Annotated in this window: 19 protein-coding genes; 17 read left to right on the plus strand and 2 right to left on the minus strand. The window is 57.7% G+C overall.

All coding sequences use genetic code 11. The features are described 5' to 3' along the window. Positions 1 to 130 precede the first annotated feature (130 nt). The 17 genes from HY308_04615 (at position 131) to glmS (ending at position 15,965) form a co-directional block, all read left to right on the plus strand. The gene (locus HY308_04615; protein ID MBI3897564.1) at positions 131 to 757 is read left to right on the plus strand and encodes a hypothetical protein; all 627 of its coding nucleotides are present in this window, start codon (positions 131 to 133) and stop codon (positions 755 to 757) included. Between the two features lie 152 nt (positions 758 to 909). Further along, positions 910 to 1,542 (plus strand): 16S rRNA (guanine(527)-N(7))-methyltransferase RsmG, encoded by a 633-nt coding sequence (gene rsmG / locus HY308_04620; GenBank protein ID MBI3897565.1) that lies wholly within the window; start codon positions 910 to 912, stop codon positions 1,540 to 1,542. 13 nt (positions 1,543 to 1,555) lie between these two features. After that, complete coding sequence (locus HY308_04625) at positions 1,556 to 2,332, plus strand: ParA family protein (GenBank protein ID MBI3897566.1); 777 nt, start codon at positions 1,556 to 1,558, stop codon at positions 2,330 to 2,332. Next, positions 2,329 to 3,186 (plus strand): ParB/RepB/Spo0J family partition protein, encoded by an 858-nt coding sequence (locus HY308_04630; protein ID MBI3897567.1) that lies wholly within the window; start codon positions 2,329 to 2,331, stop codon positions 3,184 to 3,186. Before HY308_04625 ends, HY308_04630 begins: the two co-directional genes overlap by 4 nt. Positions 3,187 to 3,342: 156 nt before the next feature. After that, positions 3,343 to 3,756, plus strand: coding sequence for an SEL1-like repeat protein (locus tag HY308_04635; GenBank protein ID MBI3897568.1), 414 nt, complete (start codon positions 3,343 to 3,345; stop codon positions 3,754 to 3,756). Positions 3,757 to 3,774: 18 nt separating this feature from the next. Further along, positions 3,775 to 4,878 carry a hypothetical protein gene (locus HY308_04640; GenBank protein ID MBI3897569.1) on the plus strand — a complete coding sequence of 368 codons (1,104 nt, stop codon included), beginning with the start codon at positions 3,775 to 3,777 and terminating at the stop codon, positions 4,876 to 4,878. Between the two features lie 101 nt (positions 4,879 to 4,979). Beyond that, a complete protein-coding gene (locus HY308_04645) occupies positions 4,980 to 5,351 on the plus strand; it encodes an ATP synthase subunit I (protein MBI3897570.1) in 372 nt (123 codons plus the stop codon). 14 nt (positions 5,352 to 5,365) lie between these two features. Further along, complete coding sequence (atpB, locus tag HY308_04650) at positions 5,366 to 6,205, plus strand: F0F1 ATP synthase subunit A (protein ID MBI3897571.1); 840 nt, start codon at positions 5,366 to 5,368, stop codon at positions 6,203 to 6,205. A gap of 57 nt (positions 6,206 to 6,262) precedes the next feature. Next, a complete protein-coding gene (gene atpE / locus HY308_04655; GenBank protein ID MBI3897572.1) occupies positions 6,263 to 6,511 on the plus strand; it encodes a F0F1 ATP synthase subunit C in 249 nt (82 codons plus the stop codon). A gap of 141 nt (positions 6,512 to 6,652) precedes the next feature. Then, a complete protein-coding gene (locus HY308_04660; protein ID MBI3897573.1) occupies positions 6,653 to 7,126 on the plus strand; it encodes a F0F1 ATP synthase subunit B in 474 nt (157 codons plus the stop codon). A gap of 3 nt (positions 7,127 to 7,129) precedes the next feature. Next, positions 7,130 to 7,666 (plus strand): F0F1 ATP synthase subunit delta, encoded by a 537-nt coding sequence (locus HY308_04665; protein MBI3897574.1) that lies wholly within the window; start codon positions 7,130 to 7,132, stop codon positions 7,664 to 7,666. A gap of 20 nt (positions 7,667 to 7,686) precedes the next feature. Then, the gene (locus HY308_04670; GenBank protein MBI3897575.1) at positions 7,687 to 9,225 is read left to right on the plus strand and encodes a F0F1 ATP synthase subunit alpha; all 1,539 of its coding nucleotides are present in this window, start codon (positions 7,687 to 7,689) and stop codon (positions 9,223 to 9,225) included. An 85-nt stretch (positions 9,226 to 9,310) separates the two neighbouring features. Beyond that, positions 9,311 to 10,177 carry a F0F1 ATP synthase subunit gamma gene (atpG, locus tag HY308_04675; protein MBI3897576.1) on the plus strand — a complete coding sequence of 289 codons (867 nt, stop codon included), beginning with the start codon at positions 9,311 to 9,313 and terminating at the stop codon, positions 10,175 to 10,177. Between the two features lie 211 nt (positions 10,178 to 10,388). Next, positions 10,389 to 11,789: a F0F1 ATP synthase subunit beta gene (gene atpD / locus HY308_04680; protein ID MBI3897577.1), complete on the plus strand. Its 1,401-nt coding sequence runs from the start codon at positions 10,389 to 10,391 to the stop codon at positions 11,787 to 11,789. Between the two features lie 180 nt (positions 11,790 to 11,969). Next, positions 11,970 to 12,389, plus strand: a complete 420-nt coding sequence (locus HY308_04685) for a F0F1 ATP synthase subunit epsilon (GenBank protein ID MBI3897578.1) — start codon at positions 11,970 to 11,972, stop codon at positions 12,387 to 12,389. A gap of 275 nt (positions 12,390 to 12,664) precedes the next feature. Beyond that, on the plus strand, positions 12,665 to 14,029 hold the full coding sequence (glmU, locus tag HY308_04690; GenBank protein MBI3897579.1) for a bifunctional UDP-N-acetylglucosamine diphosphorylase/glucosamine-1-phosphate N-acetyltransferase GlmU: 1,365 nt from the start codon (positions 12,665 to 12,667) through the stop codon (positions 14,027 to 14,029). Positions 14,030 to 14,138: 109 nt separating this feature from the next. Continuing rightward, positions 14,139 to 15,965, plus strand: coding sequence for a glutamine--fructose-6-phosphate transaminase (isomerizing) (gene glmS / locus HY308_04695; protein ID MBI3897580.1), 1,827 nt, complete (start codon positions 14,139 to 14,141; stop codon positions 15,963 to 15,965). Between the two features lie 28 nt (positions 15,966 to 15,993). Here the strand turns inward: glmS and HY308_04700 are convergent, their stop codons facing one another. Next, complete coding sequence (locus HY308_04700; GenBank protein MBI3897581.1) at positions 15,994 to 16,188, minus strand: NAD(P)-binding protein; 195 nt, start codon at positions 16,186 to 16,188, stop codon at positions 15,994 to 15,996. Positions 16,189 to 16,348: 160 nt separating this feature from the next. Then, complete coding sequence (locus HY308_04705; protein MBI3897582.1) at positions 16,349 to 16,819, minus strand: hypothetical protein; 471 nt, start codon at positions 16,817 to 16,819, stop codon at positions 16,349 to 16,351. Positions 16,820 to 17,026 lie beyond the last annotated feature (207 nt).

Raw genomic sequence — 17,026 nt, forward strand, 5'->3', positions numbered from 1 at the left:
TAGGTTTGGAAGCGCCAGCCGCCGCCGTTATTTCGTCTACTTTCGCAAAATCCCCCCTATTCGGCAGCGTCCCGTGTGACGTGAGCTACACTTAAACGTTGAGGAAAAACCGTACCCCGGAGGCACCCCCATGTCTGACGCTTCGCCGATGATGCATGCGCTGGTCATCCTTCTGGTTCTCGGAAATCTGTTGGCGCTGGTTGCCGGCGTGTTGCTGATGGTTGCGCCGCGGCCGATGACCAAGTGGTTGGGGCTACGTGCCTCGCATCCACTCTCGGTCCGGCAATTGACCAAATCGTTGGAGAAATATCGCGACGCCGAAGGGCCGATATTGCGTTACCCACATATATTGGGCACGGCGCTATTGATCGGTGGTGTGTACATTTTTATCCGCTGGGGCGCGTTCGTCGCCTCCATGAGTACCGCCGATGGCGGCTTTACCTTAATGCAAATGTTTCCCCGCGTCGGCTGGCCGCGGCCGGCATGGGAAGTGATGTGGCTTATGTTGCTGATGCTGATTTTGCTCGGCGCCCTCGCCGGCATCGTTATCGGCGGATTGGCGCTCATGCGCGTCGAGACGCTCAAGCGCCTCTCGAAATTCACCAATCGCTGGGTCTCGACGCGCAAAGCCGCCAAACCTATTGCTCGTCCTTATTACGGTATTGATCGTATGATCGGCACGCGCCCGCAGATATGGGGCGGAGTAATTGCGTTGGTGTCGGTGTATACCGTAACGATGATCGTTTGGTTTAGCTGATCCCCGCTTCAATCCCCGCAAAGACGCGCGATCGTCGCGTCTTTGCGGGGGGTTTTCCAAACCCCCGCCCAGTTGTCTTGGTTTGCCGTCGATACGGTAAGATGCGATGCCTGTGCGCGCGACGCGCGAATCTCCGAAGGATTTAAAGGACTATGAAGCTTGCTATGCTCTTGAGCCGAGGCCTGGAGGCGATGCGCCTCGAGCTTTCGCCGTCGACGCAGGAACGACTGTTGGCATTCGTGCAGTTGTTGGAAAAATGGAATCAGGCGTACAACCTGACCGCTGTGCGCGATATCGAGCAAATGGTGCCGAAACATTTGCTCGATAGCTTGTCGGTAGCGCCGTATCTACGGGGGCCGCAGGTGCTCGATGTCGGCACCGGCGCCGGCCTGCCGGGGATTCCGCTGGCGTTGGCGCGGCCGGATCTTAAATTCGTATTGCTCGATAGCAACGCGAAAAAGCTGCGCTTCATCACGCAGGCGATTCATGATCTCGGCCTACCGAATGTCGAGACGGTGCACACGGCGGTCGAGCGCTATCAGCCGCCGCAGTTATTCGATACCCTCGTCGCTCGCGCGTTCGCGGCGATTCCTGATATGCTGGCAAGCTCTCGTCACTTACTGGCGCCAACGGGCGTGTTCCTCGCGATGAAGGGTGTGTACCCGGAAGAGGAAATTGCTGCTATCGGTGCTGGTTTTAAGGTGCGAGAGGTGGTGCACCTCGCGGTGCCGGAACTCGACGCCGCGCGACACTTGGTGATCCTCGAGCCTATCTCACAGTCGTAAACGGGCGGCGCGCGTGAAGGGCAAAGTCCTCGCGGTAGCGAATCAAAAAGGCGGCGTCGGTAAGACCACGACCAGTATTAATCTGGCGGCGTCGCTGGCGAAGACGCGTCGACGCGTTATGCTCATTGACCTCGATCCGCAGGGCAATGCCACCATGGGCAGCGGCGTCAACAAAGAGCAGCTGCAAGGCAGCACCTATACCGTATTGCTGGGCGACGACGCCATCCAATCTGCGGTGGTGCAGGTCGATGGCGGTTATGATTTGATCGGCGCCAACGCCAGCCTATCGGGTGCCGAAGTCGAGCTCATCGAACTCGATCAGCGTGAGCGCCGCCTGCGCAACGCCTTAGAGCCGATCCGAGAAGCTTACGATTACGTGTTGATCGACTGTCCGCCAGCGCTGAATTTGCTGACGATCAACGCCTTGGTGGCGGCGCACGCGGTGCTGATTCCCATGCAATGCGAGTACTATGCGCTCGAAGGGCTGACGGCGCTGGTAAACACCATTCGCCGCATCCGCGAAACGCTGAACCCGACGCTCGACATCGAAGGTCTGCTCCGCACCATGTACGATCCGCGAAACAATTTAGACAACGAGGTCTCGTCGCAATTGAAAGAACATTTTGGCGAGAAGCTCTACCGTACGGTTATCCCGCGTAACGTCCGCCTGGCCGAGGCGCCGAGCTACGGTAAACCGGTAATCACCTACGATATGCAATCCAAAGGCGCGCAAGCTTATCTCGCCCTCGCTGGCGAAATGCTTCGCCGCGAAGAGGTGGAGGCCGCATGATGACAAAGAAACCGCGACTCGGGCGTGGACTCGATGCTTTGCTCGGTGTTGCTTACGACACCAATAGCGTCGAGAAGGATGAGCTGAAGCAGCTGCCGCTCGATGTCTTGCAGCGCGGCAAGTATCAGCCGCGCACGCACATGCATAAAGAAGCGCTGGAAGAGCTCGCCGCCTCGATCAAAGCGCAAGGCGTAGTGCAGCCGATCGTCGTACGGTTGTTGGCCACCGGCAGTTACGAAATCATCGCCGGCGAACGCCGTTGGCGCGCCGCGCAATTAGCCGGTCTCGAAACCATTCCGGCGGTCGTCCGCCGTGTACCCGATGAAGCCGCGATCGCGATCGCGCTGATCGAAAACATTCAGCGTGAAAACCTAAATCCGGTCGAAGAGGCGGCAGCGCTACAGCGTTTGATCGACGAATTCGGCATGACGCATCAACGCGTCGCCGAAGCCGTCGGCCGCTCGCGTGCTGCCGTGACCAATCTTTTGCGCTTGCTGTCGCTCAACGAAGATGTGCGCAAAATGCTCGAAGAAGGCCACATGGACATGGGCCATGCTCGTGCCTTGCTTGGCCTCGAGGGCTATCCGCAGAGCCAAGCGGCAAGCCAGGTTATCGAGCGCCAATTATCCGTACGCGACACTGAAAACCTGGTCCGTCGCCTGCTGGAGCGCCCTACCGTTGCTCGCAAATCGACCCGTGCCATCGATCCCGATGTGCGCGATTTGCAGCAGCGCTTGTCGGAAAAACTCGGTGCTAAAGTCCAAATCCAGCAGGGTACTGAAGGCAAAGGTCAGCTCACGATTAGTTACAACAGCCTGGACGAGCTGGAAGGTATCCTTAGTCGGATTCAGTAGGCCGTTCCACCGGTTAGAGCTGGCGGGCGGCGATTCACGGGTCTATAGGTATAGCTAACATAATAAGCGAGCGTCCGATCCGATGAACCGCGTTAGCGAACCGACTTCCCCGCTCCCCTTATGGGAGAGGGCAAAGGCTGAGGGGGTGCGAAAGCAATGCACCTCGGGTTCGGAGATGCCGTTCTGGATAGCGACGCCATTGAGGAGCCTCCCCCTATGAAACGTTTACTATTCGCCCTACTGTTGGCCGCCCCGCTGGGATTTGCCGCCGCCGGTGATCCACCTGGCCTCGATCAATTGCGGGTGGCCGCCGATAAGGGTGAAGCGGATGCCCAATATGAGCTTGGTGTGTTGTATGAATACGGTTTTCGTTTTCCGGATCACAAGGCCAACGCCTTTGTTTGGTACAGCCGCGCCGCCGAGCAAGGCCACGCCCAAGCCGCGAAACGCCGCGACCTATTGAAGTCACAGATGAGCACCGCCGAAATGGGCCAAGCGCAGAAACTGTTGCCCATAGCTGCGACCACGGCGACTTCTACGAGTACGAGCGAGCCGACTACGCCGCAGTAAAACCCGTTAGTTTTTCGTATGCCGCACTTGTTGCTCGCGCTTTCGGCGCATGGTTATGGCCATGCCGGCCAAACTGCCCCGGTTATCAACCTCCTGCGGCAATATTGCCCTGATCTTCGCATTACCCTGCGCACCCTTTTGCCGCCCGCTTTTCTGCAGATGCGTTTTCAAGGGCCTTATGAGCTAGTTCCAGAAGCTGCCGATTTCGGTATGCAAATGGTGTCGGCCGTAGAGGTGGATAGCGAACGCAGTGCGCTTGCCTATCGGCAGTTGCATGCCGACTGGAGCAAGCACTTACACAGCGAATCAGCGCGACTTATCGCGCTTAAACCCGACCTTATCCTCGCCAATATTCCGTACCTTACGCTGGCGGCGGCGGCGGCCGTTGGCATTCCGGCGGTCGCCATGTGCTCGCTCAACTGGGCTGATATTTACGAGCACTATTTCGGCCAGCAGTCGGAAGCGCCCGCCATTCTGCGCGACATGCGTGCCGCCTATAACAGCGCGCTCACTTTTCTGCAGCCGGAACCGCACATGCCGATGGCCGATTTGCCGCATCGTCGCCCTATCGGAACAATCGCCACCCGTGGCGTTGATCGTCGCTCCGAGCTACGCGAAAGACTTCACCTGGCCGATGGCGAACGGTTAGTAAACATCAGTCTTGGTGGTATGGAATTCCGGCTACCGATCGAAACCTGGCCGACGTTCCCGGGGCTACGTTTTATCGTACCTCGTCAGTGGGGCGTGCACCGCGCCGATGTCATCGCCTTCGACGATATCGGTATGCCATTTCCAGATGTGTTAAGGGCGAGCGATGCGTTAATCACCAAGCCTGGTTACGGCAGTTTTGCTGAAGCAGCGGTAAATCAAACGCCCGTGTTATATGTGGCGCGTCAGGATTGGCCAGAGTCGCCTTATCTCGTGCGCTGGCTACAAGAACACGCTATCTGCGCTGAAATAAGCCGATCCGCACTTGAACGCGGTCAAATTGCTGAACCACTTGGCGCTTTGTGGGTCACTAAACCACGTCCCGCTCTTGAGCCTACTGGTATTAAAGCCGCAGCGACCTACCTCGCCTCGTTGTTGGGAACTTCCTGCGACCAATTACCCAGAAAATATTGACCCTCTTCCAGTCGAACTTTATACTTCGCCGCCTTCGACAAGCCCCCGGCGACAACTACTCCAAAAAGTCGCACGCTGATACGACGACGGCCGGTAGGGTAATGGAAATTCGAGCAAAGGCTTACAGAATCGTAGCGGCGCAGTTCGTAGTAGTTGCCGTTATTTCCGCCGGGTTACTGTTTTTTTCGAGTAGCAAGTCTGCCTGGTCGGGGCTTGCCGGCGGATTGATCGCGGCGCTTGGTAGCTTGAGTTCGGTTCTAGTGTTGTTCCCAAGGCAGGGCCGATCAGCGATCGGATTCGTCGGCGCACTTTATGCCGGTGAAGCATTGAAAATGATTTTAACGGTAGTGCTTTTTTGGGTCGCCATAGCGCTACTCGGCGCGGCAGTACTGCCGCTGCTACTGACGTTTATAGCGACTTTAATGGTTTATTGGTTGGCACTTCTGCCGAAATTCGTTAATCGACCGCATTAGAAGGCAGCAACGACGTGGCCGCAGGCAACGCAACTGACTATATCGTTCATCACCTTGGCAACTTCAAAGTTGGCGAGGGCTTCTGGACTTTTAACCTCGATACGTTGTTCTTCTCGATCCTGCTCGGGGCGATTTTCCTTTTCATTTTTATCCGCGCCGCAAAAAGCGTAACTTCTGGCGTCCCCGGCCGATTTCAGGCGGCGGTGGAAGTCCTGGTCGAGATGGTTAACGACCAAGCCAAGAACATCATTCACCATGCTGAGTCCCGTAAGTTCGTCGCGCCGTTAGCGCTGACCGTGTTCGTCTGGGTGTTCTTGATGAACTCGATGGACTTTCTGCCGGTCGACCTGCTGCCGACCCTGTGGGCGAAGATCTTTGGCATCGTCGGCGGCCACGATCCCGAGCATGCGCATCTGCGTGTTGTTCCAACCGCCGATCTCAATGCCACTTTGGGTATGTCGCTCGGTGTCTTGCTCGTCTGTCTTTACTACAACGTCAAGATCAAAGGTTTCGGCGGCTGGATGCATGAGCTGTTCACCGCGCCGTTTGGCAGCCATCCGCTGCTCTACCCGATCAATTTCGCGATGCAGATGATCGAGTTCACCGCCAAGACGGTGAGCCATGGCATGCGACTGTTCGGCAACATGTACGCCGGCGAATTGTTATTCATGCTGATCGCGCTAATGGGCGCCGCGCTGGTGAGCTTCACGGGTACCGGCATCACGCTCTGGTTCGGTCACGTATTCGCCGGCACGCTCTGGGCGATCTTTCATATTCTGATCGTTGCGCTGCAAGCGTTCATCTTCATGATGCTGACGCTGGTGTATATCGGCCAGGCACACGAGAGCCACTGATTTCGGTTTTAGTTTCGTTTCACAACATTTCTAACTTTTTAAATTTTAGGAGTCATCATGGAACACGTACTTGGTTTTGTTGCGCTGGCCGCTGGCCTCATCATCGGTTTAGGCGCGATCGGTGCTTGTATCGGTATCGGCATCATGGGCAGCAAGTACCTCGAAGCCTCGGCACGTCAACCGGAGCTGATGAACGCCCTGCAGACCAAGATGTTCCTGTTGGCCGGCCTGATCGACGCCGCATTCCTGATCGGTGTCGGTATCGCCATGATGTTCGCCTTCGCCAACCCGTTCGTCATTCACTAGTTATGACTTCCCTTCCCCTCAGGGGGAGGGATTGAGGGTGGGGGTGGGTTTTGCTTGAGATGACTTCGGTAAACCCACCCCACCCCTTGCCCTCCCCCTGAAGGGGAGGGGGAGTAGGTCAAAATCTATGAGGAATAAGTCGTGAGTCTGAACGCAACGCTGTTAGCGCAGCTTGCCGTGTTCTTCATTTTGGCGTGGGTCACGATGAAATTCGTGTGGCCGCCGATTGTGAAGGCACTGGACGAGCGCGCGAAGAAGATCGCCGACGGTTTGGCGGCTGCCGACAAGGCTGCTGTCCATCTCGCCGCTGCCGAGAAGAAATCGGCTGAAGAGCTACGCAAGGCGCGCGAATCGGGTGCCGAGCTGCGGACCAACGCTGAGAAGCAAGCGGCCCAGCTCGTGGATGAAGCCCGGCAAGAGGCGAATCGCATCATCGCCGCCGCGCGTGATGCTGCCGGTAAAGAAGCCGGCGCCGCCGCGCAACGCGCCAAAGAAGAGTTGCGCGAACGCGTGGCCGAGCTTTCCGTCGCCGGTGCTGAACGCATTCTGCGCCGCGAAATCGACGCTAAGGCGCACGCCGCTTTGCTCGCCAACTTGAAGCAGGAACTGCACTAAGCCATGGCCGAGAACGTTACCGTTGCGCGTCCGTACGCTGAAGCGGCGTTCAAGCTGGCGCGCGACGGGCAAGCGCTCGACGCTTGGCAGCAAGCGCTCGATCGTATGGCGAGCGCCGCCGCCGATTCGCAAGCTCGACAATTGATCGGCAATCCACGGGCAAAGCCGGCGCAGTTAGCGCAACTGTTCGTCGACGTCGCCGGCGACAAACTGGCCGACGAGCAGAAGAATTTCGTGCGTGTGTTGGCTGACAACGGCCGTCTACAGCTGTTGCCCGAGATCCGCGATCTGTATGCCGAGCTCAAGAACACGCATCAAGGCGTAAAAGATGCCCACATCACCTCCGCGTTCCCGCTCGACGCCGCCGCTCTCAAGCAACTCGTTGCTGAATTAGAACCGCGCTTCAAGTGCAAGCTCAACGCCACGGTTAGCATAGATCCCGAATTAATCGGCGGCGTGAAAATCGCCGTCGGCGACGAAGTCATCGACGCGTCGGTCCGCGGCAAGCTCGCCACCATGGCGACCGCGTTAAAGAATTGAGTGAGTAGGAGCTTACAAACATGAATCTCAACCCATCCGAAATCAGCGACCTAATCAAGAGCCGCATCCAAAAGCTCGAGCTCGCCGCCACCAAGCGCAACGAAGGCACGGTCGTCACCGTGACCGACGGCATCTGCCGCGTCCACGGCTTAGCCGACGTCATGCAAGGCGAAATGCTCGAGTTTCCGAAAGACACCTACGGCGTAGCGCTCAATCTCGAGCGTGATTCCGTCGGCGTTGTTATCTTGGGCGAATACGAACACATCACCGAAGGCGATGTGGTCAAGTGCACCGGCCGCATTCTCGAAGTGCCGATCGGCCCCGAGCTCGTCGGCCGCGTCGTCAACGCGCTCGGTCATCCGATCGATGGCAAAGGCCCGATCAATGCGAAGCTGCAAGATCCGGTCGAAAAGATCGCGCCCGGCGTTATCGAGCGTAAGTCGGTTTCGCAACCGGTGCAGACGGGCTTGAAGTCGATCGACTCGATGGTGCCGATCGGTCGCGGTCAACGCGAACTGATCATCGGTGATCGTCAAACCGGTAAGACCGCCGTCGCCATCGATACGATCATCAACCAGAAAGGCAAAGACCTGTTCTGCGTGTACGTCGCTATTGGCCAAAAAGCGTCGACCGTCAAGAACGTTATCCGCAAGCTCGAAGAGAGCGGTGCGATGGCCTACACCATCGTCGTCGTTGCCACCGCGTCCGAGTCAGCCGCGATGCAGTTCATCGCGCCGTACTCGGGCTGCACCATGGGCGAGTACTTCCGCGACCGTGGCCAAGACGCGCTGATCATCTACGACGATTTGACCAAGCAGGCCTGGGCCTACCGCCAAGTGTCGTTGCTGCTCCGTCGTCCGCCGGGTCGCGAAGCGTATCCGGGCGACGTGTTCTATCTCCACAGCCGTCTCCTCGAACGCGCCGCGCGCGTGAACGAAGAGTACGTCGAGAAGTTCACCAAGGGCGCCGTAAAGGGCAAGACCGGTTCGTTGACCGCGTTGCCTGTTATCGAAACCCAAGCCGGTGACGTCACCGCGTTCGTTCCGACCAACGTGATCTCAATCACCGACGGTCAGATCTTCTTGGAAACCGATTTGTTCAACGCCGGTATCCGTCCCGCGATCAACGCCGGTATCTCGGTGTCGCGCGTCGGTGGTGCGGCGCAAACCAAAGTTATTAAAAAGCTCGGCGGCGGTATCCGTCTTGCACTCGCCCAATATCGCGAGCTCGCGGCGTTCGCTCAGTTTGCCTCCGACCTCGACGAAGCCACGCGCAAGCAGCTCGAGCGCGGCAAGCGCGTCATGGAGCTCATGAAGCAGGCGCAGTACTCACCGATGCAGGTGAGCGAAATGGCAGTGTCGTTGTTCGCCGTTAACAAAGGCGCGTTCGACGACGTCGATGTGAAGCGCGTGCTCGCGTTCGAATCCGGCTTGCTGCAATACGTGAAGACCAAGTACGCCAAGCTGGTCGAGCAGATCGAGACCAAGAAAGACCTCGATGCCGACGGCGAGAAGCAGCTGGAAGCGGCGATCACCGAGTTCAAGAAGAGCTGGGCCTAATCAAACAATGTAGGGTGGGCGCAGCCCACCAATCAGCGTTAAGAACGGTGGGATCTGCCCACCCTACATGTAAGAGATAGACGAAATGGCAAGCGGCAAAGAAATACGCACCAAGATCAAGAGCGTGCAAAACACGCGCAAGATCACGAAGGCGATGGAGATGGTCGCCGCGTCAAAGATGCGCAAGGCGCAGGAACGCATGCGCGCTTCGCGTCCGTACGGCGACAAGATCCGCCAGCTCGCTGCCAACTTGTCGCACGCGTTGACCGAGTACAAGCATCCGTTCTTGATCAAGAAAGACAAGATCGAACGCGTCGGCTTGATCGTTGTTACGACCGACAAAGGTCTGTGCGGTGGTTTGAACACCAACATCCTGCGTATCGCCCTCAATAGCCTTAAAGAGTGGGAAGCGAAGGGCATTAAAGAAGTTCGCGTTACCGCCATCGGTAACAAGGGTCTCGGCTTCATGCAGCGCCTCGGCGCCAAAGTCGTGTCACATGCGACCGGCCTCGGCGACACGCCGCACATGGAGAAGCTGATCGGCCCGGTGAAGGTGACGCTAGATGCGTACCAGGCCGGCGAGATCGACGCGGTGTACATCGGTTACACGCGCTTCATCAACACGATGAAGCAAGAGCCGCGTCTGGAGCAATTGCTACCGTTGACCGGCGACCGCATGGGTGCACCGGACCACGGCTGGGACTTTATCTACGAACCCGATCCGGTCGTCGTGATCGACGAATTGCTGCGCCGTTACATCGAAGCGCTGGTTTATCAATCGCTGGCCGAGAACATGGCGTCCGAGCAATCGGCACGTATGGTCGCGATGAAAGCCGCTTCGGATAACGCCAAGAACGTTATCAACGAGCTGCAGCTCATCTACAACAAGACCCGCCAAGCAGCGATCACAAAGGAACTTTCGGAGATCGTGGGCGGCGCGGCGGCAGTATAAAAAAACGCGCAGCGAACCAACTCCTCCTCCCCCTCAGGGGGAGGACAAGAGGTGGGGGTGGGTTTAATCGAAGGGGGCGGAGTTGAACGAAGCCTCGAAACCCACCCCCACCCCACCCCTCCCCCTGAGGGGGAGGGAACAGTAGGAAAAGGTTATTTATTAAGGTGCGCACCGCGCACCATTAAAAGATTTTAGTTTTGAGGAAATGACGATGGCCCAAGGTGAAATCGTTCAGTGCATCGGCGCGGTGGTGGACGTTCAGTTCAAGCGCGAAGATATGCCGAAGATTTATGACGCACTTACGATGGACGGCTCCGAGCTGACCCTCGAGGTGCAACAACAACTCGGTGATGGCGTGGTGCGTACCATCGCCCTCGGTTCGTCCGAAGGTCTGCGCCGCGGCATGATGGTGAAAAACACCGGCGCGCCGATCTCGGTGCCCGTCGGCAAGGGCACGCTCGGTCGCATCATGAACGTGCTCGGTGCGCCGATTGACGAGTGCGGCCCGGTCAAATCTGACATCAAGCGCGCGATTCACCAGAAGGCGCCGTCGTTCGAAGAGCTGTCGCCGTCGCAGGAACTGCTCGAGACCGGCATCAAAGTTATCGACTTGGTCTGCCCGTTCGCGAAGGGCGGTAAGGTCGGTCTGTTCGGTGGCGCCGGCGTCGGCAAGACCGTCAACATGATGGAGCTGATCAACAACATCGCCAAGGCGCACAGCGGCTTGTCGGTGTTCGCCGGTGTCGGTGAGCGTACTCGTGAGGGTAACGACTTCTACCACGAAATGGCGGAAGCGAATGTCGTCGACCTCAAGAACCCGGAAAACTCCAAAGTGGCGATGGTCTACGGCCAGATGAACGAGCCGCCGGGCAACCGTCTGCGCGTGGCGCTGACCGGTCTTACCATGGCCGAACATTTCCGTGACGAAGGCCGCGACGTGCTGTTCTTCGTCGACAACATCTATCGCTACACACTCGCCGGTACCGAAGTGTCGGCGTTGCTCGGCCGTATGCCGTCGGCGGTGGGTTACCAGCCGACGCTCGCCGAAGAAATGGGCCGCCTGCAAGAACGCATCACCTCGACCAAGAAAGGCTCGATCACCTCGATCCAAGCGGTGTACGTCCCCGCCGACGACTTGACCGATCCGTCTCCGGCCACGACCTTCGGCCACTTGGACGCCACCGTCGTGTTGTCGCGCGACATCGCCTCGCTCGGTATTTATCCGGCCGTGGACCCGCTCGACTCGACCTCGCGCCAGATCGACCCGAACGTGATCGGTGAAGAGCACTACAACACTACCCGCGCCGTACAAGCGACGCTGCAACGTTATAAAGAGTTGCGCGACATCATCGCGATCTTGGGCATGGACGAACTTTCGCCGGAAGACAAACTGGCCGTGTCCCGCGCCCGTAAGATCCAACGCTTCCTGTCGCAGCCGTTCAACGTCGCTGAAGTATTCACCGGCCAGAAGGGCAAGTACGTCTCGCTCAAAGACACGATCCGCGGCTTCAAGATGATCGTGAATGGCGACTGCGATGCGTTACCGGAGCAGGCGTTCTACATGGTCGGCACGATCGACGAAGCGTTCGAGAAAGCGAAGACGATTCAGTAATAGTCGCGCAGCGAACCAACTCCTCCTCCCCCTCAGGGGGAGGACAAGAGGTGGGGGTGGGTGTCCGCCACGCTGCCGCAAAGTTAAACAACGCGGGGTGGCTTCGTTTGAACCCACCCCCACCCTTTGCCCTCCCCCTGAGGGGGAGGGGAAGTTGGTGAAAATCTCTGGTAAGAAGATATGGCCATGACCGTACACGTCGACATCGTCAGCGCTGAAGAGCAGATCTTCTCGGGTCTCGCTGAGATGGTGATTCTGCCGGGCGAAGCGGGTGAGCTCGGCGTATTACCTGGCCACACGCCGTTGCTCACCCGCATCCGTCCAGGCGCGGTGCGCATCAAAGTGCCGAACCAGGCCGACGAAGAGTTGGTGTTCGTCGCTGGCGGTTTGCTCGAAGTGCACCCGAACCGGGTGACCGTGTTGGCCGACACCGCTATTCGCGGCAAAGACCTGGACGAGGCCAAGGCGAACGAAGCGTTAAAGCAAGCCGAAGAGGCTAAGCGTAACGCCAAAGACGCCGTCGGCATGGCGGCCGCTGAAGCCGAATTCGCGGCTATTGCCGCCCAGCTCGCTGCCATCCGTAAACTACGCAAGAAGTAATTCTAGGTAGAGTGGGAAGTGCTTTTTCTGCCCATGCGTTTTTAAATCCACGGGCATAGGCGTTGCCGCTACCCCTACATTTAATATGAGCGAACAGCCGCCGTTTGCTGTTCGGGGTGCAGCTGGAGCGTTGTACCGATTTTTTAAAAGCGCACCCCAAGCATTTTGGTTGGGTCGGCCAATCCCCGGTCCGCAGTGTCAATAATACAAATGCCGTCCGCCGGCTGACCTACTGTTATGCCGTAGTCCGATCGGCTATGGTTAAATCTCGTCCCATGCCTACAGCTCTCGAAGTCATCATCCTTGCCGCCGGTCAAGGGAAGCGCATGTATTCCGCGCTGCCCAAGGTATTGCACGGCCTCGCCGGTCGACCCCTGCTCGGACACGTGCTTGCCGCCGCGCAAACGTTGTCGCCGCGGGCGTTGCATATCGTCTATGGTCACGGCGGCGACCAAGTGCGTACCGCATTCGCCGCCACCACGGTCAGTTGGGCGCAGCAAGTCGAGCAGCTCGGCACCGGTCACGCGGTAAAACAGGCATTCCCGACGATCAGTGACGATGCGATCACCCTGGTGTTATACGGCGACGTTCCTCTCATTCGCCCCGAGACTTTACAGAATCTGGTCGCACAGGCCGGGCCTAATAGTTTGGTGCTGCTGACCGCCGAGCTTCCGGATCCGCGCGGCTACGGCCGCATCATCCGTAACAACGGCAAAGTCGCCCGCATCGTCGAACAGAAAGACGCGACGCCCGACGAAGCCGCGGTCCGTGAAATCAACACTGGCATCCTGGCGGCGCCGGCGGTAAAGATGCGCAACTGGCTCGCGCGCCTGGAAAACAGCAACGCCCAGCGCGAATATTATTTGACCGACGTAATTGCCATGGCGGTGGCCGAAGGCGTCGACGTCGTCACATGCCAGCCGGCAGCGATTGCCGAGATCCTCGGCGTCAACAGTAAAAAAGATTTGGCCGACCTCGAACGCGTCCATCAACGCAACATCGCGACAACGCTGCTTGAAAAAGGCGTAACGCTGCGCGATCCCGCACGGATCGACGTGCGCGGCGAGCTGACATGTGGGCGCGATGTCATCATCGACGTCAACGTCGTGTTCGAAGGAAAAGTCACCCTCGCCGACAACGTTACGATCGGCGCGAATAACGTCATTCGCAACGCCAGCATTGGCGCCGGCACCGATATCCAACCGAACTGCGTGATCGAAGACGCCGAGATCGGTAGCGACGCCCGCATCGGTCCGTTCGCCCGTATTCGTCCGGGCACGCGTTTGGCCAAATCGGCGCACATCGGCAATTTCGTCGAAATCAAAAAATCGGACATCGGCGAAGGCAGCAAGGTCAATCATTTGACCTATGTCGGCGACAGCACCGTCGGTAAAGGCGTGAACGTCGGCGCCGGCACGATCACCGCTAACTACGACGGTGCCAACAAACATCGCACCACCATCGAAGATAACGCGTCGATCGGTTCCAACGTCGTGTTGGTCGCGCCGGTCACTATTGGTAATGGCGCTACGATCGGTGCTGGCTCGGTGATTACCAAAGAAGCGCCGGCGGGCGAGCTCACGCTCACACGCAACGAGCAACGAACCATTCGCGGCTGGCAACGGCCGAAGAAAAAATGAACAGATTTATCCCTTCGTTGGGGCCCCTCTCCCCTTGCCCTCTCCCCCTGGCGGGGGAGAGGGGGAGTTGGTTCGCTTCGCGATTCATAATATTTGAGAGTAAACATCCATGTGCGGAATAGTCGGCGCGATCGCGCAACGTAATGTTGTTCCCATCCTCGTCGAAGGTTTGAAGCGCCTCGAATACCGCGGCTACGACTCCGCCGGTATCGCCGTGTTGAACGACGGTATCCAGCGCGTGCGCCGTGTCGGCCGCGTCGCCGAGATGGAGTCGGCCGCCAAGACCGAGAATCTCACCGGACTGATGGGCATCGGCCACACGCGTTGGGCGACGCACGGCGGCGTCACCGAGCCGAACGCGCATCCGCACGTTTCGCGCGAGGAGCTCGCTGTCGTTCACAACGGCATCATCGAAAATCACGACGAGCAGCGCGATCGGCTGAAGAAACTCGGCTACGAATTCGAATCGCAAACCGATACCGAAGTCATCGCCCATCTTGTTCATTATTATTATGCGCAAACCAAAAATCTGCTGACAGCCGTGCAGAAAGCGGTGCACGAGCTGGTCGGCGCCTACGCCATCGCCGTGATATCGCTGAAGCACGACGACCACATGGTAGTCGCACGCATGGGTTGCCCGCTGTTGATCGGCGTTGGCGACGGCGAAAATTTTGTCGCATCTGACGTGTCGGCGATTTTGTCGGCCACGCGCCGCGTGATTTATCTCGACGAAGGCGATACCGCCGAGCTTACGCGCGCCGGCATCCGCATCTTCGATCAGAACGGTCACGCGATCGAACGCAAAGTGAATGTCTCCGAAGTGTCGCTGGCGTCGCTCGAGCTCGGGCCGTACAGCCACTTCATGCAAAAAGAAATCCACGAACAGCCACGTGCGCTCGCCGACACGATCGAAGCCGTGATCGCCGACGGTATCACGCCGAAATTGTTCGGTGAGAATGCCGAGGAAGTGTTCAAGCAAATCGAAGCGGTAAAGATCGTCGCTTGTGGCACCAGCTACTACGCCGGCAGCACCGCGCGCTATTGGATAGAGGCAATCGCCAAACTCCCGTGCAGCGTTGAGATCGCCAGCGAGTACCGCTATCGCGATATCGTCCCGAACCCGAAGGCATTAGTGGTGACGATCTCGCAATCCGGCGAGACGCTCGATACCATGGAAGCGCTGAAGTACGCCAAGAGCACCGGCCACCAGCACACGTTGTCGATCTGTAACGTGCAAGAAAGCGCGATCCCGCGCAACTCGAAGCTCGTGTTCCACACCCGCGCCGGCGCCGAAATCGGCGTCGCCTCGACCAAGGCATTCACCACGCAGCTCGCCGCGTTGTTCGTGCTAACTGCCGTGCTTGCTAAAGTGAAGGGTCGGTTAACGCCGGAAAAAGAAGCGGAATATCTCGACGCATTGCGTCACTTGCCCGGCAGCGTACAACACGCGCTCAATCTCGAACCGCAAATCCGTGCCTGGTCCGAACGCTTCTCACCGAAGGAACATGCATTATTCCTCGGTCGTGGCATTCACTACCCGATCGCCCTCGAAGGCGCGCTCAAGCTCAAAGAAATTTCCTACATTCACGCCGAAGCGTATCCGGCCGGCGAACTCAAACACGGTCCATTGGCATTGGTCGACACCAACATGCCCGTGGTTGTGATCGCACCGAACGACATGCTCCTCGAAAAAGTAAAATCAAACATGCAAGAAGTCCGCGCCCGCGGCGGCGAGCTCTACGTCTTCGCCGACCTCGACAGTCACTTCAGCGAAAGCGAAGGCGTGCACGTCATCCGCACGCCGCGACACTTCGGTGTGTTGTCACCGATCGTGCATGCGATACCGGTACAGTTGCTGGCGTACCACGCGGCGCTGGCCAAGGGCACTGACGTCGATAAGCCGCGTAACCTCGCCAAGTCGGTTACCGTCGAGTAGCCGAAATTAGAGGGATTCTCGCTGAAAATTAAAAACCCAGTCGTATACAGCCAGAATGGATTTGTAAGGCAAATTTTCGATATTTAGCGGGCAGAATCCCTGCTCCTTTGGCGGCCAGGGCGGGACGTTTTTCAATGAGGTCGAACGGAATGAAGAACTTCTCTAGCTGGCGCGCTAACGAAAGACCAGCGATGCCGGCGCCAACGATCAGAATTTTTTTCATTTCTTTCCTGTGAAATGCTAGTCCGTCATTGTGACAAGTTATTGAACACGCGGATGCCTTAACGCTGCTTTGATTGGCCTACCGCCGCGCTTGAGGGGCGAGCGGAGACGGCGCGAAGCGCCGACGTAGCGAGTCCCTCTCGAAGCGCTTGTTAGGCGCGTTAACCATTTATGAATACTCGCTCGTGCTCTGGATCAAGACGTTCATTGCCAGGAACGAATATGCCGAGCGCATCCTTCACGTGCTGCGCTCGATAACTGTTGATTACTCCTCTGTTTGGATTATTTCCACCGAATCCATTCGATAGCCCTATTAGTTGCGCAGCGGCTTTCACAACGTTTTTCTTTTTCGGCAAACCAAAGATTTTGGACATAAAACCGTAAGCTGGAACTAGATACATTTGGGCGTTAAGCCGAGATGAATACTTTCTAAGTTCTGTCGACACTTTTCTTTCGGTTTCTTGATCTGCGACATCGGGGTTTCCAAAAACATTAGCGTATTCAATGAGGCCATGAGCAATATCCGCGACGACTCTTTTAAACTCCTGAACAGGATCGATTAGTAGTTTCACGGCTATTTGGCCAAAAGCGAAAGTGGCGAAGCCAGTTACAACAGTAAGAAAGACTTCCATGGTGGTTTCCTTTCGCCTAACGCCTAGCTCAGCCGCGCGCCGATTTTGCGCGTCGGCTGGAGCGCGTTGTGTACGCCCGGCATGGGCATGAACTCATGGGGTGCAAGTCCCCTGTCTGAGGATTCAACGTTAACCATGTTAACGATAGTAAAGACTAGCCGACGGCAAAGGCAACATCGCGAGGTGTTGTCTGAAGGAAGCCCGAGC

The organism is Gammaproteobacteria bacterium (genome assembly GCA_016199745.1).
Classification (GTDB): Bacteria; Pseudomonadota; Gammaproteobacteria; order Acidiferrobacterales; family Sulfurifustaceae; genus JACQFZ01.

Coding starts and splice junctions, on each gene's coding strand:
- HY308_04665 (MBI3897574.1), top strand. CDS start 7,130: ATGGCCGAGAACGTTACCGTTGCGCGTCCGTACGCTGAAGCGGCGTTC.
- HY308_04705 (MBI3897582.1), bottom strand. CDS start 16,819: ATGGAAGTCTTTCTTACTGTTGTAACTGGCTTCGCCACTTTCGCTTTT.
- glmS (MBI3897580.1), top strand. CDS start 14,139: ATGTGCGGAATAGTCGGCGCGATCGCGCAACGTAATGTTGTTCCCATC.
- rsmG (MBI3897565.1), top strand. CDS start 910: ATGAAGCTTGCTATGCTCTTGAGCCGAGGCCTGGAGGCGATGCGCCTC.
- HY308_04635 (MBI3897568.1), top strand. CDS start 3,343: ATGCACCTCGGGTTCGGAGATGCCGTTCTGGATAGCGACGCCATTGAG.
- HY308_04640 (MBI3897569.1), top strand. CDS start 3,775: ATGCCGCACTTGTTGCTCGCGCTTTCGGCGCATGGTTATGGCCATGCC.
- atpE (MBI3897572.1), top strand. CDS start 6,263: ATGGAACACGTACTTGGTTTTGTTGCGCTGGCCGCTGGCCTCATCATC.
- atpG (MBI3897576.1), top strand. CDS start 9,311: ATGGCAAGCGGCAAAGAAATACGCACCAAGATCAAGAGCGTGCAAAAC.
- HY308_04615 (MBI3897564.1), top strand. CDS start 131: ATGTCTGACGCTTCGCCGATGATGCATGCGCTGGTCATCCTTCTGGTT.
- HY308_04700 (MBI3897581.1), bottom strand. CDS start 16,188: ATGAAAAAAATTCTGATCGTTGGCGCCGGCATCGCTGGTCTTTCGTTA.
- HY308_04670 (MBI3897575.1), top strand. CDS start 7,687: ATGAATCTCAACCCATCCGAAATCAGCGACCTAATCAAGAGCCGCATC.
- HY308_04645 (MBI3897570.1), top strand. CDS start 4,980: ATGGAAATTCGAGCAAAGGCTTACAGAATCGTAGCGGCGCAGTTCGTA.
- atpD (MBI3897577.1), top strand. CDS start 10,389: ATGGCCCAAGGTGAAATCGTTCAGTGCATCGGCGCGGTGGTGGACGTT.
- glmU (MBI3897579.1), top strand. CDS start 12,665: ATGCCTACAGCTCTCGAAGTCATCATCCTTGCCGCCGGTCAAGGGAAG.
- HY308_04630 (MBI3897567.1), top strand. CDS start 2,329: ATGATGACAAAGAAACCGCGACTCGGGCGTGGACTCGATGCTTTGCTC.
- HY308_04685 (MBI3897578.1), top strand. CDS start 11,970: ATGGCCATGACCGTACACGTCGACATCGTCAGCGCTGAAGAGCAGATC.